Annotated in this window: 20 protein-coding genes; 6 read left to right on the top strand and 14 right to left on the bottom strand. The window is 73.4% G+C overall.

Features of this window, described 5'->3' with window-relative positions:
- Positions 1 to 243: hypothetical protein (locus tag RM609_RS33145; protein ID WP_311616201.1), on the top strand; the 243-nt coding region annotated here is incomplete at its 5' end.
- 138 nt (positions 244 to 381) lie between these two features.
- Here the strand turns inward: RM609_RS33145 and RM609_RS33140 are convergent.
- Both RM609_RS33140 and ahcY read right to left on the bottom strand, forming a co-directional pair.
- Positions 382 to 1,002, bottom strand: a complete 621-nt coding sequence (locus tag RM609_RS33140; RefSeq protein WP_311616199.1) for a hypothetical protein — start codon at positions 1,000 to 1,002, stop codon at positions 382 to 384.
- 72 nt (positions 1,003 to 1,074) lie between these two features.
- Positions 1,075 to 2,529: an adenosylhomocysteinase gene (gene ahcY, locus RM609_RS33135; RefSeq protein ID WP_311616194.1), complete on the bottom strand. Its 1,455-nt coding sequence runs from the start codon at positions 2,527 to 2,529 to the stop codon at positions 1,075 to 1,077.
- A gap of 358 nt (positions 2,530 to 2,887) precedes the next feature.
- Between ahcY and RM609_RS33130 the strand changes: the two genes are divergently transcribed.
- Positions 2,888 to 4,915, top strand: a complete 2,028-nt coding sequence (locus tag RM609_RS33130; protein ID WP_438828596.1) for a fructose-specific PTS transporter subunit EIIC — start codon at positions 2,888 to 2,890, stop codon at positions 4,913 to 4,915.
- 51 nt (positions 4,916 to 4,966) lie between these two features.
- On the opposite strand, the gene RM609_RS33125 is transcribed toward RM609_RS33130, so the two are convergent.
- The 6 genes from RM609_RS33125 to RM609_RS33100 all read right to left on the bottom strand — a co-directional run bounded on the left by RM609_RS33125 (position 4,967) and on the right by RM609_RS33100 (position 10,798).
- The gene (locus RM609_RS33125; protein WP_311616192.1) at positions 4,967 to 5,893 is read right to left on the bottom strand and encodes a cation diffusion facilitator family transporter; all 927 of its coding nucleotides are present in this window, start codon (positions 5,891 to 5,893) and stop codon (positions 4,967 to 4,969) included.
- An 82-nt stretch (positions 5,894 to 5,975) separates the two neighbouring features.
- Positions 5,976 to 7,187, bottom strand: a complete 1,212-nt coding sequence (manA, locus tag RM609_RS33120; RefSeq protein ID WP_311616191.1) for a mannose-6-phosphate isomerase, class I — start codon at positions 7,185 to 7,187, stop codon at positions 5,976 to 5,978.
- A 135-nt stretch (positions 7,188 to 7,322) separates the two neighbouring features.
- Positions 7,323 to 8,495, bottom strand: coding sequence for an SIS domain-containing protein (locus RM609_RS33115; RefSeq protein WP_311616187.1), 1,173 nt, complete (start codon positions 8,493 to 8,495; stop codon positions 7,323 to 7,325).
- Between the two features lie 83 nt (positions 8,496 to 8,578).
- Positions 8,579 to 8,764 (bottom strand): Trm112 family protein, encoded by a 186-nt coding sequence (locus tag RM609_RS33110; RefSeq protein ID WP_311616185.1) that lies wholly within the window; start codon positions 8,762 to 8,764, stop codon positions 8,579 to 8,581.
- Positions 8,765 to 8,901: 137 nt separating this feature from the next.
- Positions 8,902 to 10,260, bottom strand: coding sequence for a phosphomannomutase/phosphoglucomutase (locus RM609_RS33105; protein WP_311616184.1), 1,359 nt, complete (start codon positions 10,258 to 10,260; stop codon positions 8,902 to 8,904).
- A gap of 97 nt (positions 10,261 to 10,357) precedes the next feature.
- Positions 10,358 to 10,798, bottom strand: a complete 441-nt coding sequence (locus RM609_RS33100; protein WP_311616182.1) for a DUF3499 domain-containing protein — start codon at positions 10,796 to 10,798, stop codon at positions 10,358 to 10,360.
- Positions 10,799 to 11,071: 273 nt separating this feature from the next.
- Here RM609_RS33100 and RM609_RS33095 point away from each other — a divergent pair, with 273 nt between their 5' ends.
- On the top strand, positions 11,072 to 11,566 hold the full coding sequence (locus RM609_RS33095) for a metallopeptidase family protein (protein WP_311616180.1): 495 nt from the start codon (positions 11,072 to 11,074) through the stop codon (positions 11,564 to 11,566).
- A gap of 51 nt (positions 11,567 to 11,617) precedes the next feature.
- Here the strand turns inward: RM609_RS33095 and RM609_RS33090 are convergent, their stop codons facing one another.
- The 3 genes from RM609_RS33090 to RM609_RS33080 form a co-directional block, all read right to left on the bottom strand.
- Entirely contained in the window at positions 11,618 to 13,198 is a 1,581-nt protein-coding gene (locus RM609_RS33090) for a DUF5719 family protein (RefSeq protein WP_311616178.1), read from the bottom strand.
- Positions 13,195 to 16,956 carry a glycosyltransferase family 2 protein gene (locus tag RM609_RS33085; protein WP_311616176.1) on the bottom strand — a complete coding sequence of 1,254 codons (3,762 nt, stop codon included), beginning with the start codon at positions 16,954 to 16,956 and terminating at the stop codon, positions 13,195 to 13,197. Before RM609_RS33085 ends, RM609_RS33090 begins: the two co-directional genes overlap by 4 nt.
- Before the next feature lie 300 nt (positions 16,957 to 17,256).
- On the bottom strand, positions 17,257 to 17,520 hold the full coding sequence (locus tag RM609_RS33080; protein WP_004952403.1) for a WhiB family transcriptional regulator: 264 nt from the start codon (positions 17,518 to 17,520) through the stop codon (positions 17,257 to 17,259).
- Between the two features lie 755 nt (positions 17,521 to 18,275).
- Between RM609_RS33080 and RM609_RS33075 the strand changes: the two genes are divergently transcribed.
- The 3 genes from RM609_RS33075 to RM609_RS33065 are packed head-to-tail and all read left to right on the top strand — an operon-like array spanning position 18,276 to position 21,140.
- Positions 18,276 to 18,782, top strand: coding sequence for a cysteine dioxygenase (locus RM609_RS33075; protein ID WP_311616157.1), 507 nt, complete (start codon positions 18,276 to 18,278; stop codon positions 18,780 to 18,782).
- Positions 18,783 to 18,840: 58 nt separating this feature from the next.
- The gene (cofD, locus tag RM609_RS33070) at positions 18,841 to 19,812 is read left to right on the top strand and encodes a 2-phospho-L-lactate transferase (RefSeq protein WP_311616155.1); all 972 of its coding nucleotides are present in this window, start codon (positions 18,841 to 18,843) and stop codon (positions 19,810 to 19,812) included.
- A complete protein-coding gene (locus RM609_RS33065) occupies positions 19,809 to 21,140 on the top strand; it encodes a coenzyme F420-0:L-glutamate ligase (RefSeq protein ID WP_311616153.1) in 1,332 nt (443 codons plus the stop codon). Before cofD ends, RM609_RS33065 begins: the two co-directional genes overlap by 4 nt.
- 50 nt (positions 21,141 to 21,190) lie before the next feature.
- Here the strand turns inward: RM609_RS33065 and RM609_RS33060 are convergent, their stop codons facing one another.
- From RM609_RS33060 to RM609_RS33050, 3 genes are all read right to left on the bottom strand, one after another.
- Positions 21,191 to 22,102 (bottom strand): DNA-3-methyladenine glycosylase family protein, encoded by a 912-nt coding sequence (locus RM609_RS33060; protein ID WP_311616151.1) that lies wholly within the window; start codon positions 22,100 to 22,102, stop codon positions 21,191 to 21,193.
- Positions 22,103 to 22,146: 44 nt separating this feature from the next.
- Positions 22,147 to 23,229, bottom strand: coding sequence for a mannose-1-phosphate guanylyltransferase (gene manB / locus RM609_RS33055; RefSeq protein ID WP_311616149.1), 1,083 nt, complete (start codon positions 23,227 to 23,229; stop codon positions 22,147 to 22,149).
- A gap of 83 nt (positions 23,230 to 23,312) precedes the next feature.
- Positions 23,313 to 24,866 (bottom strand): peptidoglycan recognition protein family protein, encoded by a 1,554-nt coding sequence (locus RM609_RS33050; RefSeq protein ID WP_311616147.1) that lies wholly within the window; start codon positions 24,864 to 24,866, stop codon positions 23,313 to 23,315.
- Positions 24,867 to 24,911: the final 45 nt, after the last annotated feature.

The raw sequence follows: 24,911 nt of genomic DNA, 5'->3' as shown, positions 1-24,911 counted from the left end.
ACTTTTGGCACGCTGTTGAGTTCTCAAGGAACGGACGCTTCCTTTGTACTCACCCTCTCGGGCTTTCCTCCGGGCTTCCCTTCGGTGTTTCCAACCTTACCAGATCCGTTTTCCGTTCCGTTTCCGGCCGGTTTTCGTTTCCAGCGCCCTGTTGGACCGGGCTTCCCCGACTTTATCAGATTCTTTCCGGCCGATTCACATCGGCTTTTCGGATCCCGATTAAGGAGGGAGTGCTTCGAGTGAATTCAATTCACTGACCGAAGCTCGGTAGATACTAACCGTTGCGCTGGATCCAGTCCAGTTCGTCGCAACCGTTCGAATCTACCTCCCCACTCCTCCCGTGTCAACGGTCCTCGTGGGGCGAAGAGAACACTACCAGGCTCAGGGCCGTGCCCATGACGACGGCGGGCCGTCCAGTTCCTCCAGCTCGATGCCGGGCGCCGAGAGGACCACGTCCCCGGCGATGTGGACGGAGTGCTGCTCCCCCGTGTCCAGGTGGCTGACCTGGTACTCGTCCACTTCGAGGGGGCCACTGTCAGTGGGGTGTGCTGTCCTGTCGACCAGGGCCCACGACTGGTCGAGGGTGAGGGGGGCGAGCACGGGGGGTGCGAAGGTCACGAGGCGGACGCGCGCGGACTCTCCGCCGGGGGAAAGGCGGAGCAGCCGGGAGATGGCCACGTAGAAGGCGGGGGACGCGCCGCTGAAGGCATGGGCGCGGACATTGCCCTCGGTGGCGTGCTCGCCGGTCGGGTCGGTACGGACCCAGGTGACTCCGTCGAGGGCGGCACCGCGCACCTGCCAGTCGGAGCTCTGGAGCTGGAGGCGGATGGGGCGGCCGAGGTCGTCGATGGCGAGGTCGACCGAGCCGGTGGGGGTGCCGGACGGGGCGGTGAGCTGGGAGACGTAGCGCCAGCCCGAAGGGCCGGGCGCGCAGTGGAAGCGCTCTTCACCGAGGGGGGAGTGATCGTGGGGGTCGTAAAGCGAGTAACGGCCGCGGGGCATGGTGGGGTCCTTGACGCGAATGGGACAGGCCCCCGCCTTGGGGGCGGGGGCCTGTTCTACCAGCCGGGCTGGTCAGTAGCGGTAGTGGTCGGGCTTGTACGGGCCCTCCACCTTCACTCCGATGTACGCCGCCTGCTCCGGGCGCAGCGTCGTGAGCTTGACGCCGAGGGCGGCGAGGTGGAGCCGGGCGACCTTCTCGTCCAGGTGCTTGGGCAGGACGTAGACGTCGGTCGGGTAGGACTCGGGCTTGGTGAAGAGCTCGATCTGGGCCAGGGTCTGGTCCGCGAAGGAGTTCGACATCACGAAGGAGGGGTGGCCGGTCGCGTTGCCGAGGTTGAGCAGGCGGCCCTCGGACAGCACGATGAGGACCTTGCCGTCGGGGAAGGTCCAGGTGTGGACCTGGGGCTTGACCTCGTCCTTGACGATGCCGGGGACCTTGGCGAGGCCGGCCATGTCGATCTCGTTGTCGAAGTGGCCGATGTTGCCGACGATGGCCTGGTGCTTCATCTTGGCCATGTCGGAGGCCATGATGATGTCCTTGTTGCCGGTCGTGGTGATGAAGATGTCGGCGGTCTCGACGACCTCGTCCAGGGTGGTGACCTGGAAGCCGTCCATGGCGGCCTGGAGGGCGCAGATCGGGTCGATCTCGGTGATGACGACCCGGGCGCCCTGGCCGCGGAGGGACTCGGCGCAGCCCTTGCCCACGTCGCCGTAGCCGCAGACGACCGCGACCTTGCCGCCGATGAGGACGTCGGTGGCGCGGTTGATGCCGTCGACGAGGGAGTGGCGGCAGCCGTACTTGTTGTCGAACTTCGACTTGGTCACCGCGTCGTTCACATTGATCGCGGGGAAGAGCAGCGTGCCGGCCTGCTGCATCTCGTAGAGGCGGTGGACGCCCGTCGTGGTCTCCTCGGTGACACCGCGGATCTCGGACGCCAGCTGGGTCCACTTCCGCGGGTTCTCCCCGAGGGTGCGGTTGAGGAGGGTGAGGATCTGGGCGTACTCCTCGCTGTCGGCCGTGGCCGGGTCGGGGGCGGCGCCCGCCTTCTCGAACTCCACGCCCTTGTGGACGAGGAGGGTGGCGTCGCCGCCGTCGTCCAGGATCATGTTCGGGCCGCCGGTGGGGGTGCCGGGCCAGGTCAGCGCCTGCTCCGTGCACCACCAGTACTCCTCGAGCGTCTCGCCCTTCCAGGCGAAGACGGGGATGCCCCGGGGGTCCTCCGGGGTGCCGTCGGGGCCGACCGCGATGGCGGCGGCCGCGTGGTCCTGGGTGGAGAAGATGTTGCAGGACGCCCAGCGGACCTGTGCGCCCAGTGCCACCAGGGTCTCGATGAGGACGGCGGTCTGCACGGTCATGTGCAGGGAGCCGGTGATACGGGCGCCCGCCAGCGGCTGCGCCTCCGCGTACTCCTTGCGGATCGCCATCAGGCCGGGCATCTCGTGCTCGGCGAGGGTGATCTCCTTACGACCGAAGGCCGCCAGCGACAGATCGGCGACCTTGAAGTCCTGACCGGTGGTGGTAGTCATACGGCTGCTCCTCCTGAGGGGCGAGCGGGAGTGGGTACGGCTGTGCACGCGGACGGACAGCGTCGCCCCGTCGTGGCGCGGACCCGGCTGAGCTCGGTCCGCGGCGCGATCGGTCGCACACTGCTCCCCCGGCCGCAGCCCAGTCCGTCGGAGGCCCTCTCTCCCTCGGCCGGTCCGTCGCGCGGGCCGCCCGACCTGCCATCAGCAGCGACGTCTGGCTCTTGGCACGAATCTACACCGGTGCCCCTGCCGAGCCCCAGCCCCGAGCGCCGGGTTCCGGACTCGCCCGGGACGACCTGTCCGTCGGACCGTCAGGTGTTGCAGGATGCGGGCACGATGAGTTTGTGAGGAGATCCACGTGACGCCATCAGCGGATCCGTCCGCCCCCGCGACGAGACACGGTCAGCGGCTCAAACTGCTTGCCGTGACCGCCTGTCCGACCGGTATCGCGCACACGTATATGGCGGCGGAGAAGCTGACGCAGGCGGCGGAAGCGCTCGGCCACGACATCAAGGTGGAGACGCAGGGCTCCATCGGTGCCGAGAACGTACTGACCGACAACGATGTCAGTCAGGCGGACGGTGTCATCATCGCGGCCGACAAGGACGTCGACCGCAGCCGGTTCGTGGGCAAGCGGCTGCTGGTCGTGGGCGTCGCCGAGGGCATCCACCACCCGGAGCAGCTGATCGAGCGGGTGCTGGAGGCCCCGGTTCACGAACCGGGCGGTGGAACGGGCCGTGGATCGGGCGGTGGAACGGTCTCGGGCCGGGGCGCACCGGGCGTCCTCGGGCCGGGGCGCGGGACCGTCTACAAGGCGCTGATGAACGGCGTCTCGTACATGATCCCGTTCGTCGTGGTCGGCGGGCTGCTGATCGCGGTGTCGCTGGCGCTGGGCGGGCACCCCCGGCCGGACGGCGGGCTGGTGATCCCCGACGGAACGTTCTGGAAGCACGTCAACGACATCGGTGTCATCGGTTTCACCCTGATGGTGCCGATCCTGTCCGGTTATATCGCCTACGCCATCGCCGACCGGCCCGCGCTGGTGCCGGGCATGATCGGCGGCTGGATCGCCAACACGGGCGCGCTGTACGACTCCAAGTCCGGCGCGGGCTTCATCGGGGCGATCGTGACGGGCTTCCTGGCCGGCTACCTGGTCCTGTGGATCAAGAAGCTCCGGGTGCCGAAGTTCGTCCGGCCGATCATGCCGATCATCGTGATCCCGGTGCTGGCGACCTCGGTCCTCGGACTGTTCTTCATCTATGTCCTCGGCAGGCCCATCGCCTGGGTCTTCGAGCACCTCACGGACTGGCTGGGCGGTCTGACGGGGACGAGCGCGGCGCTGCTCGGCGTGCTTCTGGGTCTGATGATCGCCTTCGACATGGGCGGGCCGGTCAACAAGACGGCCTTCCTCTTCGGCGCCGGTCTCGTGTCCAGGAACCCGGAGATCATGGGCATGTGCGCCGCCGCCATCCCCGTGCCGCCGCTCGGGCAGGGGCTGGCGACGCTGTTGCGGCGCGGGATGTTCAGCGAGCAGGAGCGGGAGACGGGGCTGGCCGCCCTCTTCATGGGCTTCTTCGGCATCACCGAGGGAGCGATTCCCTTCGCCGCGGCCCGCCCGGCGCGGGTGATTCCCGCGAACATGCTGGGCGGCGCGGTGGCGGGCGCCATCGCGGGGCTCGCGGCGGTGGGGGACAGCGTGCCGCACGGCGGGCCCATCGTGGCCGTGCTGGGGGCGGTGAGCGGTGTGCCGATGTTCTTCATCGCGATCGGGGTGGGGATGGTGGTGACGGCGCTGACGACGGTGACGTTGATGGCGTTGGGGGGTGGGGAGCGGGGTGCGGCCGCCCGTGGCGGCGCCGGTGCCGGCGCTGTGGCGGTGCCTGTCGCTCGTACGGCCGGTACGGCCGTGGGTGCGGCGCCGGTCGCGCCCGAGGTGTTGTCCGGCTATCTCACCGGGCGGACCGTGCGGCTGGAGCTCACCGCGGTCCGTAAGGAGGCGGCGATCCGGGAGATGGCGGAGCTGCTGGCCGGCACGGGGCAGGTCCGGGACGTCGACGCGCTCGTCACGGCCGCGCTCGCCCGGGAGGAGCTGGGCACCACCGGGCTGGGCGAGGAGATCGCCATTCCGCATGCGAAGACGGACGCGGTTTCGGCACCGGTCGTCGGCTTCGCCCGGTCCGCCGAGGGGATCGAATGGGGGGCGCTGGACGGCTCCAAGGCCCGGTTGATCTTCATGATCGCCGTACCGGAGGCGCTGGCCGGGGACGAGCACCTGCGGATCCTCGCGCTGCTGGCGCGGAAGCTGCTGGATCCGGGGTTCCGGGAGCGGTTGCTGGATGCGGGGGGTGAGGGGGCGGTGCTCGGGGTGCTGGCCGAGGTTCGGTAGGGGGACGGTGACGGGCGGGGGCCGTGTTGGGAGCCCCCGAACCCCCGCTTCTCAAGCCCCGGAGGGGCTTGAGTGGTAGATGTCCGGTTCCAGGTAGATCACTCGGGCGATCGGGACTGCCTCGCGGATGCGGGCTTCCGCCTCGTCGATCGCTCGGGCGATCTGGGTCGCCGTGTCCTCGCCCCGCACCGCGATCTTCGCGGCGACCAGCAGTTCCTCGGGGCCCAGGTGGAGGGTGCGCATGTGGATGACGCGGGTGACGGTCTCGCCGTCCACCGCCGCCTCGCGGATCCGCGCCACCTGGTCCGGGCCCGCGGCCTCGCCCAGCAGCAGCGACTTCGTCTCGGCCGCCAGCACCAGCGCGATCAGGACGAGCAGGGTGCCGATGCACAGCGTGCCGACGCCGTCCCAGACGCTGTCGCCCGTGGCGAGCGTCAGGCCCACGCCGCCGAGAGCGAGGACGAGGCCGACGAGCGCGCCGAAGTCCTCCAGCAGGACCACGGGCAGCTCGGGCGCCTTGGCCGTGCGGATGAAGGAGCTCCAGGACTGCTCGCCGCGCAGGGCGTTGGACTCCTTGATGGCGGTGCGGAAGGAGAACCCCTCGGCCACGATGGCGAAGACGAGCACGCCGACGGGCCAGTACCAGTGCTCCAGCGGGTGCGGCTCCTTGATCTTCTCGTAGCCCTCGTAGAGCGCGAAGACGCCGCCGACGCTGAAGAGCACGACCGAGACGAGGAAGCCGTAGATGTAGCGTTCCCGGCCGTACCCGAAGGGGTGCTCCTCGCTGGCCTGTTTCTGGGCCTTCTTGCCGCCGAGGAGCAGCAGCGCCTGGTTGCCGGAGTCGGCGACCGAGTGGACGCCCTCCGCGAGCATCGACGACGAGCCGCTGAAGGCGAACGCCACGAATTTGGCCACCGCGATGGCCAGGTTGGCGCCCAGCGCGGCGACGATGGCCTTGGTACCGCCTGATGCACTCATGTGCGCGCTCTTCCTTACGGCTCGGCCGGTACGGGTACGGGCTACGGCCGGTCATTGTCGCAGCCGTCCGGCCGAGCCGGCGTCAGGCGGCGGCCGTCGCACCCACCGTGGCGCGGAAGACGGACCCCTCACCGCCGAGCTCGACCCGCTCCCCCGCCCGTACGAAGGCGGACTCGCCCTGCGCGAGGGCCAGTTCCGTGCCGTCCTCGCCGCGCAGCAGGGCGCGGCCCGCGGTGCACAGCAGGATCTGGGGGGTGCGGGCGTCGAGCCGGTGGGGTGCGGAGCCGGGAGCGAGCGCGTAGCGGGAGAGGCGGAACTCCTCCACCGGCGTCTCGTACTCCTCCGCGCCGTCGACGTCGGCCTCGGGCCGCAGGACGCCCGGGGGCGTGGCCTCGAAGCGGACCACTCGCAGCAGCTCGGGGACGTCGACGTGCTTGGGGGTGAGCCCGCAGCGGAGCACGTTGTCGGAGTTGGCCATGATCTCCACGCCCAGGCCGGAGAGGTAGGCGTGCGGGACGCCGGCGCCGAGGTAGAGGGCCTCGCCGGGCTGGAGGAGGACGTGGTTGAGGAGCATCGCGGCGAGGACCCCGGGGTCGCCCGGGTAGTGCCGGGCGAGGGTGGCGTAGGCCGCGTAGGCCGCGCGGTGGGGGCCGTCCCCGGCGGCGAGCCGCTCGGCGGCGGCCGCAGCCTCGGTCACGGTCCCGGCGACGGCGTCGCGCTCCGCGCTGAGCACTGCGGTGAGGACCTCGCGCAGGGCCGCGCTCTCCGGGTGGGCGTGCAGCAGGTCGACGTACGGCTTGAGGCTGTCGACGCCGAGGGCGGAGAGCAGCTCGGCGGTGGCGTCGGGGGCGCGGAATCCGCAGAGTCCCTCGAAGGGGGTGAGGGCGCAGATGAGCTCGGGCTTGTGGCTGGCGTCCTTGTAGTTGCGGTGCGGGGCGTCGGCCGGGACGCCGCGTGCCTCCTCGTCGGCGTAGCCGGCCCTGGCCTGGTCCAGGTCGGGGTGGACCTGGAGGGAGAGCGGGTCGGCGGCGGCGAGGATCTTGAACAGGAAGGGCAGGCCGGGGCCGAAGCGCGCCACGGTGTCGTCGCCGAGCTCGTGACGCGGGTCGGCGGCGATCACCTCGTTCAGGGCGACGGGGCCGGTGCCTCGGTCGACGCGGGAGGGGGCGCCGGGGTGGGCACCCATCCACAGTTCGGCCTGGGGCTCTCCGGTGGGCGCGGTGCCGAGGAGGTCGGGGATCGCGGTGGTGGAGCCCCAGGCGTAGGGGCGCACGGTGTTGAGAAGGCGGTCCATGGGACGGTTCCTGACTTGTCGGTACGGGACCGGGCTTGCGGACTCTCGTGCGGACTTACGGGCTTGCGAGGGGGCTTTAAGAGACTTGCTGGTTTACGGGCTTGCGGAGCGCCTACGGGCGCACGGCGCACGCGCTCACCAGGTCACGGGTTTGGCCGCGAGCGCGAGGTAGACGGCGGCGAAGTCCGTGGTGGCGAGGAGGTCGGCCGCGGTCTCCAGCGGGCTGCTGTCCTCGTCGGCCTCCAGCTCGCTGACGGGCGTCTCGCGGTGCAGGGCGAGCTCGCGCGCGGCCCCGGCCGGTGAGGTGACGTCCGGGCCGCGCTCCCGGAGCAGGACCACCCGGGCGTGGAGGGCCTCGGACTCCTCGACCCGGTCGCGGAAGAAGTCCTCGGGGTCGGCGCCCGCGGCGAAGTCCCCGGCCAGCAGTGTGCCGTGCGCGGTGAGCGCCTCGGGCAGCTCGGCGGCGAGCGCGGGGCGCCCGGCGAGCGCGGCGAGGACGGTCGCGAACCGGCGGCCGACCGCGGCGGCGAGCTCGCCCTCGGTCCAGATGAGCGGCAGGGTGTCGGCCACCTCGGCCGCCAGGGTCTTGGCGGGGTTGCTGTACGTGGCGATGGCCGGACCGCAGCGCTCGGCGATGTGGTCGAGCCGGTCGGCGAGCGCTTCCAGGGCGGCGGGCGGCGCCTCGGCCAGGCCGATGCGGTCGGCCAGGACGAGGAGCGGGGTGAGCAGCGACCAGAGCGTGCCGGGGCCGGTGGGCAGGGCGACCAGGGAGTCGTCGTTCCGGGAGGCGCCGCCGGCCATCGCCGCCTCGTACGGGGTGACGGTCAGCGGGATGGCGAGGCCGCGCACCTGGGCGGTGGCGTCGGCGAGCGGGGAGCCGGTCGGGGAGACGGTCACGACGGTGCAGCCGCGCCGGTAGGCCTGCTCCAGGAGGAGCGCCAGGCCCGGTTCCGTGCCGTCCGGGCTGGCGACGAGCAGCAGGTCGAGCGGGCCCGTCCAGCCGGGCAGGGTCCAGCGCAGGGCGCCCGGGGCGGGGGCGACGCCCGCCGGGCGGATCAGGGAGACGGGGCAGCTGTCCCCGGCGAGCGCGGCCAGCAGGTCGGCGGTGGAGCCGCCCGCGGGTCCGGGGCCGGCGACCAGGACGGCGCGCGGGCGGCCGTCCGGCCGGAGCGCGTCGATCCCGGCCTCGGCGGCATCGCGCATGGCCGTACGGACCCGGGCGCCGGATTCCGCGGCGCCCCGGAGCAGACCGTGGAGGTCGGCTCGGGAGAGGCCGTCGGGGTCATCGAGGAGGGACTCGTCGAACACCGTTGTTCAGCCTCCGTGTGCCGTGGGGTGGGATACGCCGTGGGGTACGGGGTCGCGGGCTCGCCCGCCGTCGGACGTCGCTGTTACGCGGGGCGGCGGGCCTCGTCCACGAGCAGGACGGGGATGCCGTCGCGGACGGGGTAGGCCAGGCCGCAGCCCTGGCTCTCGCACACCAGCTCGTGGGTGTCCTCGGAGGGGGTCTCCTCGCGGAGGGAGGCGTGGCACTCCGGGCAGGCGAGGATCTCCAGGAGACCGGCTTCGAGCGGCATGGGTTTTCCCTTCGGGGGTTGTTGCGCTGTGGTGTCAGCGTAGTCGCGTGGGCGGTGGATTTTCCCCTGACCCGCCCCTTCGCCGTTTCCCAGGGGCTCCGCCCCCGGACCCCCGGTCCTCAAACGCCGGACGGGCTTCACGCGCGGACGATCGACAGGACCTCGTCCCGGATTCGGGTCACCGTTTCCGGGTCGCGGGCCTCCACGTTCAGGCGGAGGAGGGGCTCGGTGTTGGAGGCTCGGAGGTTGAACCACCAGTCGGCCGTGGCGACGGTGAGGCCGTCGAGCTCGTCCAGCGTGGCGCCGTCGGCGGTCTCGTAGGCCGCCCGGACGGCGGCGGCGCGGCCGGCCTGGTCGGCGACGGTGCTGTTGATCTCGCCGGAGGCGGCGTAGCGGTCGTACTGCTCGACGAGGCCGGACAGCAGGCCGTCCTGGCCGCCGAGGGCCGCGAGGACGTGGAGCGCGGCCAGCATGCCGGTGTCGGCGTTCCAGAAGTCGCGGAAGTAGTAGTGCGCGGAGTGCTCGCCGCCGAAGATCGCGCCGGTGCGGGCCATCTCCTGCTTGATGAAGGAGTGGCCCACGCGGGTGCGGACGGCCTTGCCGCCGTGCTCGGCGACGACCTCCGGCACGGACCACGAGGTGATCAGGTTGTGGATGATCGTGCCGCCGGGGTGCTTGGCCAGCTCGCGGGCGGCGACCAGGGCGGTGATCGCGGAGGGGGAGACGGGCTCGCCGCGCTCGTCGACGACGAAGCAGCGGTCGGCGTCGCCGTCGAAGGCCAGGCCGATGTCGGCGCCCGTCTCGCGGACCTTCTCCTGGAGGTCGACGAGGTTCTTGGGGTCGAGCGGGTTGGCCTCGTGGTTGGGGAAGGTGCCGTCCAGCTCGAAGTACATCGGGACGAGGTCGACGGGCAGCCCGGCGAGGACGGTCGGGACGGTGTGGCCGCCCATGCCGTTGCCCGCGTCGACGGCGACCTTCAGGGGGCGGATGCCCTTGAGGTCCACCAGCGAGCGCAGGTGCGCCGCGTAGTCGTCGAGGACGTCGCGCGAGGTGATGGTGCCGGTGGTGGCGGCGGGCTCGGGGGCGCCGGTCTCCATCCAGCCCTCGACGAGGGTGCGGATCTCGGTGAGGCCGGTGTCCTGCCCGACGGGGGCGGCACCCGCGCGGCACAGCTTGATGCCGTTGTACTGCGCGGGGTTGTGGCTGGCGGTGAACATCGCGCCGGGAAGGTCGAGTTGTCCGCTGGCGAAGTAGAGCTGGTCGGTCGAGCAGAGGCCGATCTCGGTGACGTCCACGCCGCGCGCGGCGGCGCCGCGGGCGAAGGCACGGGACAGGCCCGGGGAGGAGGGGCGCATGTCGTGGCCGACGACGATCGCGCTCGCATCGGTCACCTGGGCGAAGGCCGCGCCGAAGAGCTCGGCCATGGACTCGTCCCACTGGTCGGGGACCACGCCGCGCACGTCGTACGCCTTCACGATCTGCGACAGATCAGCCACAGCCAACCCCTCCTGGAGTCCGGTACGGGACACCAAACCTACCTGTCGACACCGACAGCCCGGACCACGCGCGGGGGGCGGGGGCCCGTACGAGCCGTCAGGAGTCGGGGGACCGCAGGACCCTGAGGTGGCCTCGGCGGGCGACCTCCATCGGGTTGGCCCCCCGGCCCGTCGGCGCGACCGCGCCCGGGAGGGCGCTCGGACCGGCCGTGCGCTCCTGGGGGCGCGCGGCCTCGCGCACGGCGTTGGCGAGTGCTTCGAGGTCGTCACTGCTGGGACGGGCGGGGCCGCTGTCGACGGCGAGACGGACGACGTCCCAGCCGCGCGGCGCGGTCAGGCGCTCGGAGTGCTCGGCGCACAGGTCGTAGCAGTGGGGCTCGGCGTAGGTGGCGAGCGGGCCGAGGACGGCGGTCGAATCGGCGTAGACGTACGTCAGCGTCGCGACGGCCGGGCGGCCGCACGCGGTGCGCGAACAGCGACGTACAGGGCTCACGAGGTTGGACGGTACCGCACTCTTGAGCGGGCCGCGACGACTCACCCCCGGCTCACTCCTCCGTGTCGTCCCGGTTCGCACCGTGGACAGCGTTGTCGAACGGCCTGGTCGACCCCGTCGGGACCGGGGGAACAGGCATCCGGTGACAAAGAAAACTGTCACCAGCGGGTACACATAGTGTCATTCGGCATGGGAACGCCGATCCCGCGGGTGGCTTCAATTGATCGCAGACATGGCCGGAACGCTCATCGGGCGACATGCCGGGAGATGGGCGGCTACCCCGCGCATACGGCCGGCCGGCGGATACCCTCGGGTGTGATGGACAGCCCCGTACCTCCTCCGGCCGCCGCCGGGGACACCCCCGGTCCCACCGGGCCCAGGCCACGCCGCCGCGACCGCCATGGACGCGGTATGCGCGGCCCCATGGCGCCCCCGCAGGTGCCGCTGTCGGTCAGCAGGGCCGACGCCTTCGTCGACCTGGTTCACGACTCGGCGGAGCGGCTGGAGCGGCTCTGGCCGCAGCTGGCGGCCGTCGAGTTCCTGGTCCACGAGGTGCCGGCCGAGCCCGGCACCCGGCCCGGCGACGATCCGCTGGAGGCGCTCCTGGACGGCGAGACCGTGCCGCTCGGGCGGTACGTCGCCGCGCTGGGCGAGGACCCGGACCGGATCGTCGTCTACCGCCGTCCGGTGGAGATTCGTACCAAAACGCGTGACGAGCGGGCGCTTCTCGTCCACGAGGTCGTGGTGGAGCAGGTGGCGGAGCTGCTCGGGCTCGCGCCCGAGTCGGTCGACCCGCGCTACGGGCAGGACTAGCCCGCCCGCAGCCCTGGGCCTGCGAGCGGGGCCTGCGGGCGGGCCGGCCCGTCAGCCGTTCAGCATCGACAGGTCCTGCTCGGCCTTGGGGACCGCCACGGTGGACCGGTCATCCGGAATCGGCTGGATCGTGAACATCGGGACGCCGTCCTTGGGCAGCGCCAGCATGCGCGAGGCGTACACAGGACCGCCGGAGACCTTCTCCACGGTCACCGCGAACACGCCCTTGCCGTCGGCGGGCTGGGGCGGTTCGACGGTGAGAGTGGTCCCGGCCTTGACCGTGTAGGACTTGCCGACCGGGGCGCCGCCCTCACTGCCCGCCGAGGAGGTCACCGTCACCTGGGCGTCCTTCCCGGGGGCCACGAGGGACAGCGTGCTCGCCTTGGCGCGGTTGTCGGCGACGGTGCCGCGGGCCTCGATCGCGGGGGTGGCGGGGATGAAGGCGGTCTCCTGCTTGTCGTCCTTGCCGCGCGTCACGCGCAGCGCGGCGACGACCGTGCCGCTGCCGTGCGCGCCGGTCAGCAGCAGGGAGCCCGCCTCGCCCTTGGTGAGGTCCCCCAGGTCGACGGCCGTGGTCATGCCGCTCTTGACGTGCAGCGACTCGTGTCCGGCCGGGCTGATGGAGCCGCTCGCGCCGGCGAGCCGCACGGTGACGTCGGCGTCGTCCGAGCCGGGCGCGAAGGCGATGAGGCGGACGGAGGTGGCGTCGGCCGGGATGCCCGGCAGCACCGCGCCCGCCGACACGTCGGCGGCCGGGGCCAGCCAGTCACCGCCGGCCTTGTCGTCGGACGCCTGCACCGCCGCCCCCACACGGCCGGAACGGGCGGCCACGTGGAGGGTGAGGTTCTCGGTGGGCGCGTCCGTGAGCGACGACAGCAGCACGGGAACGGTGGAGCGGGGCGGGATGGCGACGCCCTCCCCGGAGGGGGCCTTGATCCGGCCGTCGGGGCCGTACAGCTCCAGGTCGACGACGGCCGCCGAGTTGTCGGGGTTGGACACATGGACGTAGTCCTGGCGCCCCTTGGCGGTGCTCGCGCCCGGGAACCAGAAGGAGGTGTCGGGCGGCACGCAGGAGACGCCGTGCAGCCCGCGGCCGCTGCCCGCGGCGACGGTGGTCGTCTGCTGCGCGGTCCAGCCGGGGGCCAGCGGCCCGGTGGCGGAGCCGAGGAGGGCGGGGGCGTCGGAACGCTCCGTGGTGGCCGTGACGGGCTTGCCGGGCTCCTTCAGCGACAGGACGGGTTTACCCGGATCGGTTTCGGCCTTTTTCCCGTCCGTCTTCCCGTCCGTCTTCTTGTCGCCCTTCGAAGCGTCCTTAGCGGCGTCCTTCGAAGCGTCCTTCTTGGGATCGTCCTTCTTGGCGTCCGTACGGGCCGGGCCCGCCGCGGGCAGCAGATCCGCCGTGGACCCGGCCGCCGCTGCACCCTTCCCGGGTGGCGTGAAAGCGGTGTACGTCGTGCTCGCCACGTCCGACGAGGTCGGCGCCGGGCAGAGCAGGGTCGAGCGCTGCACGGGCATCCGGCCCGCGGGCCGCGTGCCCGCGTTGTCGCCCGACGGCGGGTTGAGCGCGGCGACACCCGCGACGACGGCGAGCACGGCCGTCGTGGCGAACAGGGACAGGGTGGTGCGGTTCACTGCTGCTGGCTCCCGTCACGGTGGGGCCCCTCGCCCCCGCCGTACGTCGTGTCGTAGGGCCGGTGCTGCCCGTAACCGTACGGGTCGTGCGCGCCGCCCGCGTAGGGGTCCGCCGGGTACTGCGCCTGCCCGGGGTGGGTGCCGTCGTGGCCGGGATCGTGGCCGGCACCCGGCTCGGACGGATAGCCGGTTCCGTACCCGGTGTCGTAACCGGTCGCGTAGCCGCTTTCCTGGTACGGCTGCTGCTGTCCGTAGGCCCCCTGCCCCTGGGCCTGGTCCCACTCCGCGTACTGCTGCTGGTGCGGGACGGCGGCGTACGGATCGGCGGCGTACGGATCGGCGTCGGCCCCGGCCGACTGCTGCTCGTACGAGTTGTAGGGATCGTATGAAACGGCTTCGGGCGCCGGAGCGGGCTCGGGGGTCGCGGGCGGCGTGGCGTCGCCGTCCGTCGTGGCCGTCGCCGCGCGCAGCCTGCGGGCGCGGCGTCCCTCCCCCGGGCCGGCCTGGTCCGGTACGGGCGCGGCCGCCGCGGCGCCGTCCTCCGGCAGGTCGTCGTCGACCTCGCGGCGGCGGCCCGGCAGGGCGAGCACGACCAGGACGGCGGCGAGCAGCCCCTGGGCCCACAACCAGGCGGTCCGCGCGGCGGGGGTCTCGTAGGTGACGGACAGCTTCCCGCCCCGGGCCGGCAGGGCGAAGCCCTGGGCCCAGCCGTCGACGGTGACGGCCTTGAGCGCCCGTCCGTCCAGCGTGGCCCGCCAGCCCGGCGCGGCCTTGTCGGCCAGGCGCAGGACCCGCTCGCCCGTCCCGGCCGGGACGGTGGCGCCGGCTGTCACCGGCCCGGCGGCGACGGGCACCGGGGCGGTGGCGCGGGTGCCGTCGGGCTGTCGCGCTCCGGTGACGATGGTGACGCGGGCGACCTGGCTGTCGACGCGCCAGAGGGAGCTGTGGTCCTCCTTGCCGAGCCGGGTCAGCCCGGGGGTCGCGTCGAGGACGCGGGCCATGGCGCGGGGGGCGCTGTCGCGGACGAGGACGTAGCCGACGGCGTAGTCGCCGAGGCGGCCCGCCTGGTCGGCGCCGGAGCCCGCGACGAGCGCGGCCACCATGGCGTCCAGCCCGCGCTCGCGGCCGGCGGCCGCCAGGGGCTCGGCGTCGCCCAGCCGGGCTCCGTCGCCGCGGACCAGCGTGTACGTCACCCGGCCGGTGTCCCCGCCGAGGACCAGGGTGCGGGCCTGGTCCCGGGTGCCGGCCTCCTCGGCCACGAACGCGGGCACCTGCACCGGGTCGCGTCGCTCCAGCGGTCCGGCGGCGCCGTGCGTCGCCCAGACGACGGCGGCCGCGGCGGGGGCGGCCCCGGCGGCCAGCGCGAGGAGGACGGCGACCGGCTGGCGCCAGCCGAAGCTGCGCGCCGCGACGCGCTCCCGCGCGCCCTCGGCGCCCACGGCGGCCGCGGCGATCAGGGCGAGGCCGTAGAGGAGGGTGCCGGGCCCGGCCCAGACCGAGCGGTTGACCAGGGCGGCGCAGAGCATCCCGGTGAGCGCGACGGTCCAGGCGGTCAGGATCGCCGTCCGCCGGTCCGCGCGGAGCAGGGCGGCCAGCGCGGCCAGGACGACTCCGGCGAACAGCAGGGCGCCCGGGGTGCCGGGCCCGCCGGGGTCGGCGGTGAGCAGGCGCAGGGGGCCGGCCGTGCCGTGCCCGTAGGCCAGGCCGGCCTCCGCGAGGAAGCGGGCGGGGTGGGTGAGGAGCCCCAGCGACCAGGGGGCGAGCACGAGGACGGGGGTGGCGGCCACGGCGAGGAACCGGGGGCCGTGGACGGCCGCGGCCCGGCCGGCGCCGCCCCGGACGCAGTTCAGCGCGAGCGCCATGATGCCCAGGAGCACCGCCACCGGCCACACCACCGGGGTGAAGGCGGTGGTGACGGTGAGCAGGAGGGCGTACGCCCAGGAAGCGCGCCACGTGGGGGCCGTGCCCAGCGCGCGGAGGCCGGTGGCCGCGACGGCCGCGCGGGCCAGGAGCGGCAGCAGCACGGCGAGGACGGCGGTGCCCAGCCGGCCGGTGGCGAGGGCGCCGGTGGTGGCGGGCAGGAAGGCGTAGGCGACAGCCGCCCAGGCCCGCAGCGGGCGGGAGTCGATGAGGGGACGGGCGGCGAAGTAGGCGGTGAGCCCGGCCAGCGGGACCGAGCAGACCAGCAGGAGGGTGAGCGCGATGCCGGGGGAGCCGAGGAGAAGCGTCGCCAGGCTCGCGAGGACGGCGAGGTAGGGGGGCGCGTTCTCGGTGCTGCCCACGCCGACCGGGTGCCAGCCGTCGGTGTACGCGGACCAGAGGTCGGAGAGGTGCTCGGGGACGGGCAGGAGAGCGCCGCCGGAGAGCGCGCCGCCGCCGAACAGGTCGCGGCAGGCGAGGGCGGAGACGAGGAGCAGGAGCGTGAAGAGGACGGGCGCGGGCTTGCGGGCGAGGCGCCTGAGCCGGGCGAACTGCTCGATCTCCAGGAAGTCGGCGTCGTCCCCGCCGGGGCCGGACTCGACGACGCCGCCGTGGCGTCCGGAGGACGGTGCCGTGTCCTCGGTGCGGGCGCCGACGTCGCTCGCGAGCTGTTCGAGGGTGGCGCGGACGGTCGCGCCGGGGGGCGGGAAGAGCGGCCGGAGTTCCGCCGGTGCGATCCGGGGCTCGCCGCGTCGTTTGCGCGCCGCGCGGACGCGCCCCGGGCGCAGGAGGACGCCGGCGAATCCGGCGAATTCGTCGAGGGCCTGTCCGGGCGCCTTGCCGATGAGGTAGCCGAGGACGCGCAGCAGGGTGCCGATGACGAGCCGGAGCATGACGTACGGCAGGAGCGCGCCACGGGTGTTGGCGAGGAGGGTGTAGACGGCGCCGGCCTTGTCGACGCGGTGGGGGTTGGCGGGCTTGCGGCCGGCGCAGTCGACGGGGCGGCGCTCGCGGGAGGCGGCCTCGGCGTGGCGCAGGACGGCGTCGGGGGCGACGAGGACACCGTGGCCGGCGGCGTGGGCGCGCCAGCACAGGTCGACGTCGTCGCGCATGAGCGGGAGGCGGGGGTCGAAGCCGCCGAGTTCCTGCCAGACGTCGCGGCGGACGAGCATGCCGGCGGTGGAGACGGACAGCACGGACCGGATCTGGTCGTGCTGTCCCTGGTCCTGTTCGCGGCGTTCGAGGCCGGTCCAGCGGCGTCCGCTGCGGGCGATGGAGACGCCGGTTTCCAGGAGCTGGCGGCGGTCGTACCAGCTGCGGAGCTTGGGGCCGATGACGGCCGCGTCCGGTTCGGCCTCGGCGACGCGCAGCAGTTCGTGGAGGGCGGCGGGTTCGGGCGCGCAGTCGTCGTGGAGCAGCCAGAGCCACTGCACGGGTTCGAGGTCGGCGCGGTCGGCGCCGGGGGCGTCCTCGGTCCAGGTGCGGCCGGCGGGGTCCCAGCCGCTGGAGCGCCGGAGGTAGGGGAGGTCGTCGGCGGTCAGGACGGGTGCCGAGCGGACGGCCTCGTCGACGGCGGTGCCGAAGCCCGCGCGCCGGGCCAGGTGGAGGACGTGGTCGGCGCCGAGGGCGTCGGCGAGGAGCCGGCGGGAGTCGTCGGCGCTGCCGGTGTCGGCGGCTACGACGTGCTGGACGGGGCGTTCCTGGCCGAGCAGCCCGGCGAGGGCGTCGGGCAGCCAGCGGGCGCCGTCGTGGGCGACGAGTACGGCGGTGACGACGTGGTGCGGGAACGCGGGCGGCAGCGCCGGGTCGAGCAACGCGGGGATGGTGGGGTCGAACATGGCAGGTGCGGGCCCCGGTTCAGTGGAGACTGCGATGGACGTGTGAGCGCCCGCTCTCATGGGCGCGCGGACCCGGGGAGGGCGTCGGTACGTCTCGGACGGGCCCCCACCCTAGTGGCTGTGAACACAGCGGTCCGCCTCTCGCTTGCGGGGCGCGAGAGGCGGACCGTGCGCTATGGAGCGTGGTGCGGGAGTGGGTGGAGCGAACGGCTCCGCGGTCCCCTTGCCCGGCCGTGGAACGGCCGGCCTTGAACTGGACATCCCGTCAGGTCGTGACGCCGGTCTCTTGGACCGCGGCCTTCAGACCGCGGCCTTCTTGAGGCGGCGGCGCTCGCGCTCGGACAAACCGCCCCAGATACCAAAGCGCTCGTCGTTGGCCAGCGCGTATTCAAGGCACTCGGAACGGACTTCACAGGCAAGACAGACCTTCTTCGCCTCGCGTGTGGATCCGCCCTTTTCGGGAAAGAAGGACTCGGGGTCGGTCTGAGCGCACAATGCGCGCTCCTGCCAGCCGAGCTCCTCGTCCGCCTCCTCGACCAGCAGTTGCTGGAACAGCTCGGTCATGTGCGCCCCTCGTCTGTCAATGCGTCCCCGTGTGCTGCCGCGTGTCAGGTGGTCAGGTGCGGCAGAACGACACGAGTGAAATTACAAGTGCGCCGATCCGGGGCAGTCAAGCCGGGATCTGCTATCGAGCCCCTTATTCACTCTGCGGAACCAAGGGCGCGCGGAAAGTTGCCAAACCACCTCAAGAGTGGACACATCCATCAGTCGCCACAAAAGCCACTTCCGACCCGGTCCGGGACGGGGGCCCTTCCGCCTCGGAAAGCCTCGGAGAGAAGGACGCCACCTGCGGCGAACCCGTTGCACCCGATCCTGACGACCCCGGTCGCCCGTCCGGTGTCCATACACACCGGCAAGCAAACCCTTCACTCCAATCAGTAACCACACGGGTGAAAGATCCCCCCAAAACGGACACCCGGTTGACAGAGGCGCGGAAGAGCCGGTCTCCTTGGTGACATGCCAGCGACCTCCCTCCCCCTGGCCTCCGCCCCGGGGAACCTCAGCCTGACCCGTGCCTACGGGTCCCGCTGTGCTGCGCAGGCGCGCTGTCGCTGTTCCAGCTGTTGACGCGACCGAAGCCGGTTCCCGGCTCCTTCAGCTCCAGCTGATCTCCATCTGATCTCCCTCACCTGAGATCACCCGAGATCACCCTCGCTGCCGTGTGGCAGCCCCCGCTTCTCCCTGTCTCTGATCGCTCCTGCCGTGCGTACGCGTGCTCCGACGCCGTACCCGGCACCCGCGCCGAGGATCCACACCCCATGAACAGCGACGTCCAGATCGCCGGCGACCCGCTCGCCCTCCCCCACCTGATGCCGCCGCCCGCCGCCCACCCCGCCACCGTCGCCGAATTCGCCGGCCTGGCCCGCGCCATCGCCGCCGACACCGCCTCCTGGGCCCCGCTGGTGCGCTACGACGCCGTCACCCGCTGGTACCACCGGCTGCGCACCGGCCCCGGCTACGAGGTCTGGCTGCTGAGCTGGGTGCCCGGCCAGGGCAGCGGGCCGCACGACCACGGCCCGTCGTCCGGAGTGTTCACCGTCCTCCGCGGCGAACTGGCGGAGCTCTCCGCGCACGGCACCCGCCGCACGCTGGGGGCGGGCACCCAGCGCGTCTTCGCGCCCGGGTACGCCCACGAGGTCGTCAACGACTCCCTCGAACCGGCCGTGAGCCTCCACGTCTACTACCCCGGGCTCACCGAGATGCCGATGCACCGGCCGCCGCTGTGCGCCTCCGCCGTACGGCCGTCCGCCGTCGTGACGAGCTAGGACGGGGTGGCCGGGCCCACCCTTCAATATGGCGGCGCGCTCCTGAAAGACTGCGGCCATGCAGCGCATTGTGGTTCTGGCCGGCGGGATCGGGGGCGCCCGCTTCCTTCGTGGCCTCATGTCAGCAGTCCCCGACGCGGACATCACCGTCATCGGCAACACCGGTGACGACATCCACTTGTTCGGGCTCAAGGTCTGCCCGGACCTCGACACCGTGATGTACACGCTCGGCGGCGGCATCCACGAGGAGCAGGGCTGGGGCCGGGCCGGCGAGACCTTCGCCGTCAAGGAGGAGCTCGCCGCCTACGGGGTGGGACCGGAGTGGTTCGGCCTCGGCGACCGTGACTTCGCCACGCACATCGTGCGGACCCAGATGCTCGCCGCCGGGTACCCGCTGAGCGCCGTCACCGAGGCGCTGTGCGCGCGGTGGCGGCCGGGCGTGCGCCTGCTGCCGATGAGCGACGACCGCGTCGAGACCCACGTCATGATCGACGACCCCGAGGGCGGGCCGGGCGCCCGCAAGGCCGTGCACTTCCAGGAGTACTGGGTGCGGATGCGGGCCTCGGTGGACGCCCACGCGATCGTCCCGGTCGGGGCGGAGCAGGCCAAGCCCGCGCCCGGAGTGCTGGAGGCGATCGCCGCGGCGGACGTCATCCTCTTCCCGCCCTCCAACCCCGTGGTGAGCGTCGGCACGATCCTGGGCGTCCCCGGCGTCCGGGAGGCCGTCGCGGACGCCGCGGCCCCCGTGATCGGCCTCTCCCCCATCGTCGGCGGCGCGCCCGTGCGCGGCATGGCCGACAAGGTGCTCGCCGCCGTCGGCGTCGAGTCCACCGCCGCCGCCGTGGCCCGCCACTACGGCTCCGGGCTGCTCGACGGCTGGCTGGTCGACTCCGTCGACGCGGACGCCGTCGCCGAGGTCGAGGAGGCCGGGATCCCCTGCCGGGCCGTGCCGCTGATGATGACCGACGTCGACGCCACCGCCGCCATGGCCCGCGAGGCGCTGGCCCTGGCCGAGGAGGTACGGGCGTGAGCGCGGCCCCCGAGTACCGGGTCTGGGCCCTGCCCGGCATCCCCGAGGTGCGCCCCGGGGACGACCTGGCGAAGCTCATCGCCGGCGCCGCCCTGGACGAGGGGATGCCCGGGCTCGCCGACGGCGACGTCCTCGTCGTCACCTCGAAGATCCTCAGCAAGGCCGAGGGCCGGATCCTCGCCGCCGAGGACCGCGAGGCCGCGATCGACGCCGAGACCGTACGGCTCGTGGCCCGGCGCGGCACGCTGCGCGTCGTGGAGAACCGGCTGGGGCTCGTGATGGCCGCCGCCGGCGTGGACGCCTCCAACACCCGTGCCGGGACGATTCTGCTGCTCCCCGAGGACCCGGACGCCTCGGCCCGGCGGATCCGCGAGGGCCTGCGCGAGGCGCTCGGCGTGGACGTCGGCGTCGTCGTCACCGACACGGCCGGGCGGCCCTGGCGCAAGGGCGTCACGGACTTCGCGATCGGCGCGGCGGGCGTACGGGTCGCCGACGACCTGCGCGGCGACGTCGACGCGTACGGCAATCCGCTGGTCGCGACGGTGGTGGCGACGGTCGACGAGCTCGCCGCCGCCGGCGACCTGGTCAAGGGCAAGGCCGGGGGCCTGCCGGTGGCCGTGGTGCGCGGGCTGCCGCATGTGATCACAGAGGCCGGCGAGGACGACGCGTACGAGGGTGCGAGCTGGCTGGTGCGGCCCGCCGTCGACGACATGTTCCGGCTGGGGACCTCGGAGGCCGTGAAGGAGGCGGTGTCGCTGCGGCGGACCGTCCGGGAGTTCACCGACGACCCCGTGGACCCGGGCGCGGTGCGCCGGGCCGTCGCCGCCGCCGTCACCGCCCCGGCCCCGCACCACACGACGCCCTGGCGGTTCGTGCTGCTGGAGTCCGAGGAGTCGCGGACGCGGCTGCTGGACGCCATGCGGGACGCGTGGATCGCGGACCTCCGCGCCGACGGCCTCTCCGAGGACCGGATCGCCCGGCGCGTACGGCGCGGCGACGTGCTGCGCAAGGCGCCGTACCTGGCGGTCCCGTGCCTGGTGACCGACGGCGCCCACACCTACCCGGACGCGCGGCGGTCCGCCGCCGAACGGGAGATGTTCGTGGTCGCGGCCGGGGCGGGCGTGCAGAACTTCCTGGTCACGCTGGCGAGTGAGCGGCTGGGGTCGGCGTGGGTTTCATCGACGATGTTCTGTCCTGACGTGGTGCGGGAGGTTTTGGCCTTGCCGGACGGCTGGAGTCCGATGGGGGCGGTCGCCATCGGCCGGCCGGCGGTTCCGGCGGCTCCGCGTCCCGCGCGGGATGCGGAGGCGTTTGTGACGGTCCGCTAGGTTTGCGGGCAATCGTCCCGCCCTGCGGGACGATTGCCCACAACCCGCCGCTACATGCGGCTGAAGTCCCGCACCGCGAACCGCGGCGCGCGCCGAGGCAGGGTCACCCCGGACAGCAGGATGAGGCGGCACGCCCGGTGCCGCTGCCCCGCGTAGGGGGCCAACAGGTCGAGCATGCCCTCATCGTCCGTGCCCCGCGTGCCCGTGAGCGCGTAGCCCACGATCCGCGGCAGATGAAGGTCCCCCGTCGTGACCGCGTCCGGCGACCCGTTGCTGCGCTGGAGCGTCTCCGCCGCCGTCCAGGGGCCGATGCCGGGGACGGCCTGGAGGCGGGCGGCCGCCGGGGCGTCGTCCATGGCCGCCGCCTCCTCCAGGCGGGCCGCCACCCGTGCCGCGCGGACGATCGTCGCCGAGCGTTTGGCGTCCACGCCCGCCCCGTGCCACTCCCAGGAGGGGATGAGGGCCCAGGCCGCCGGGGAGGGCATCACGCGCATGCCGGCGGGCGCCGGGCCCGGTGCCGGTTCGCCGTGCCGGGTCAGCAGCAGCCGCCAGGCCCGGTACGCCTCGTCGCTGGTGACCTTCTGCTCCAGGATCGAGGGGATCAGCGACTCCAGGACCAGCCCGGTGCGGGCGAGCCGGAGGCCGGGGTGGCGGCGGTGGGACTCGTGGAGCAGCCGGTGGCGGGGGACGAACACGGCCGGGTCGTCCCCGGCGCCCAGGAGGGCGGGGAGGCCGTCGAGGAGCCGGCCTGCTCCCGGGCCCCACGCCTCGGCCCGTACCTCGCCCGCGCGGGCGGTCAGCCGCAGCGTGCCGGGCCCCTCGGGGGTGCGGCTCGCCCGCCAGACCGCTCCGTCCGCGTCCACGCGGTAGGCCGGGTCGCCCGGGCCGCGCGCGAGGACGCCCAGGGTGCGTCCGAGGTCGTAGGGGCCGCCGGTGGGCGGGGCCCACGTGCGGGTGGCCATCCGGCCAGGGTACGTCGCCGGGCCGGCCTACTGGCGCCTGGTCCCTACTGGTCCGACGAGAAGCGGATCGCTCCCTGGGGGATCCGCGCCTCGCACCAGATCCGGGCCCCGGCGCGCAGTTCGTTGTCCGGGCCGACCTCTGCGCGGTCGCCGATGACGGCGCCGTCCAGGACCGTTCGCGCCCCGATGCGCGCCCCGGCGCCGACGAGGGAGTCGCGGACGACGGCGCCCGCCTCGATCACCGCGCCGTCCAGGACGGCGCTGCCGTCGATCATCGCGCCCGGCTCGACGCGCGCGCCCGCGCCGACGACCGTGCCGCCCGTGAGCTTGGCGTCCTGGGCCACCTCGGCGCCGTCGAGGACGAGGCGGTCGCCGCAGCGGCCGGGGACCGCCGGGGACGGGGCGCGGCCCATGACCAGGTCGGCCGAGCCGCGGACGAAGGCCTGCGGGGTGCCCAGGTCGAGCCAGTACGTGGAGTCGACCATGCCCTGGAGGTGGGCGCCGGCGGCCAGCAGCCCGGGGAAGGTCTCGCGCTCCACGGAGACCGGGCGGCCCGTGGGGATCTCGTCGATGACCGAGCGGTTGAAGACGTACGCGCCCGCGTTGATCTGGTCGGTGACGATCTCCTCGGGCGTCTGGGGCTTCTCCAGGAAGGCCTGGACGCGGCCCGTGGCGTCCGTGGGGACCAGACCGAAGGCCCGGGGGTCCGCGACCCGGGTGAGGTGGAGGGAGACGTCCGCGCCGGTCGTGCGGTGGGTGTCCACCAGGGCCTCGATGTCCAGGCCGGTGAGGATGTCGCCGTTGAAGATCAGGACCGGCTCGTCGGGGGCCGAGCGCAGCCGGTGGGCGACGTTGCGGATGGCACCGCCCGTGCCCAGGGGCTCGACCTCGGTGACGTACTCCAGGTGCAGTCCCAGCGCGGAGCCGTCGCCGAAGTACGGCTCGAAGACCTCGGCCAGGTAGGAGGTGGCGAGCACGATGTGGTCGACGCCCGCCGCCCGGGCCCGGGCCAGCTGGTGGGTGAGGAACGGGACGCCCGCCGCCGGGACCATGGGCTTGGGCGTATGCATCGTCAGCGGGCGCAGCCGGGTGCCCTTGCCACCGACCAGGAGGATCGCTTCAGTCACCTTGTCGTCTCTGCTTTCCTGCCGGGGCCGGGCCGTGATCGGCGGCCAGTGTACGCAGAACGTGCGGTTCCGGCCGCGCCCGGTCAGCGTCCCTGGAGGTGGGAGGCCGTGGAGCGGGCCGTACCGAGCCGGTTGTAGAGCTGGTCGCCGGGGCATTCGGTGGCGTATCCGTCGCGGTGTCCGGAGATGGCCCTGAGCCTTACGGAGCTGCCCTTCTTGAAGAGATTGCCGCCGCCCGAGACCAGCGTCGCGGTGCCGGCGGGGTTGACGCCGTAGAGGCCGAGCTTCCACGCGGTGAGGGTCGCCACGGCGGTGAGCGCGGCGCTGGACGGGTCGCTCCTTCCGAAGGTCCCGAGCACGGCGATGCCCATGCTGTTGGTATTGAAACCGAGAGTATGGGCACCTCTGACGGGTTTGGCCACACCGCCTCCCCGGCCCTCGTAGACCGTGCCGCACTTGTCGACGAGGAAGTTGTAGCCGATGTCCCGCCAGCCGCTGCTCACCACGTGGTAGCGGTAGATACCACGGATGACCGAGGGGGACTGTCCGCAGCCGTAGCCGTTGCCGGAGGCGGTGTGGTGGACGAAGGCGGCGCGGACGGTCTTGTTGTAGACGAAGCCCTTCTCGCGGATCGACTCGTCGGCGCCCCAGCCGGCCCGGGTGACGATGCGCGGGCGCGGTCCGACGTAGCGGCCGACGTCGATGTCGGGGTCGGCCTCGGGGTCCGTGACGTCGGCGCTCCCCTCGCCGTCGCCGTTGTCGGCGCCGCTGTCGGGGGCGCCCTGCTGGGGTCGGTCCGTGGGCTCGGCCTCCGGGTCGGCGGCGCCGTGGCCGTCGGAGATCGGGTGGCCCTCGGCCACGTTCGTGCCGTCGACGTGGGTGGCCTCGATGTCCTTCGCCGACTCGGGCCTGCCGACGGCGGGGATCTCGGTGGCGCCCAGCGGGGCCAGCGGGAAGTTGGCGGCCGAGCTGGCGGCCTCCTCGTCGGAGGGGCCCGGCGCGGGGGGCGGCGCGGAGCGGCCCCGGCCGCCCCGGGGGCGGGCGGACCCGGGGTCGTGGCCGGGATCGACGAGCTCGACCCGCATCCCGGAGGGCAGGGCGGTGCCCTCGGCGATCCGGCCCCCGGCCGCGGACTCGGGGTTGACCCGCACCTGGACGGCATCGGAGGCGCCCACCCACAGCGGGGCGGTGGAGCCGCGCAGGGTGCCGGCGCGGGATTCGGGAGAGTCGAGGTCGGGGCGGTCGTCGTCGTGGGTCTGGACGTCCTGCCACTCGGACCAGCGCTGAGTCCCGAGGGGGCGGGTGCGCACCTGGGCCCGGCCGCGCAGCTCCGTGGTGGCGTCGTCCCAGACGATGCCGACCAGGGAGAACGGCTGGACCTCCCGGGCGGGCAGCCCCTGGGGCCCGCGCACCCGGCCGTGCCCCGCGGCCGCCCGGTGGCGGGGGCCGAGCGGGACGAGCCGCACCGAGTGCGTGGCGCCCGGCACCCTGGGCGGGGCGGCGGCCCGGGGCAGGGCGGGGTGCGGCGGGATCGCCACGGAGGGCGTGGCGGAGGCGGGGACGGGGGCGGCGAGGAAGGACAGGGTCAGGGCGGCGGCGCAGAGGGTGGCGGCCGGGGGGACGAGATTTCCACGCATGCCAGAAATCCTGGACATATACGTACTAATCTGTCCATTGATCCG

This window comes from Streptomyces hesseae (assembly GCF_031845785.1).
Taxonomy (GTDB): Bacteria; Actinomycetota; Actinomycetes; order Streptomycetales; family Streptomycetaceae; genus Streptomyces; species Streptomyces hesseae.
The sequence above is the reverse complement of the archived record's forward strand: the minus strand, read 5'-3'. Positions and strand labels throughout refer to the sequence as shown.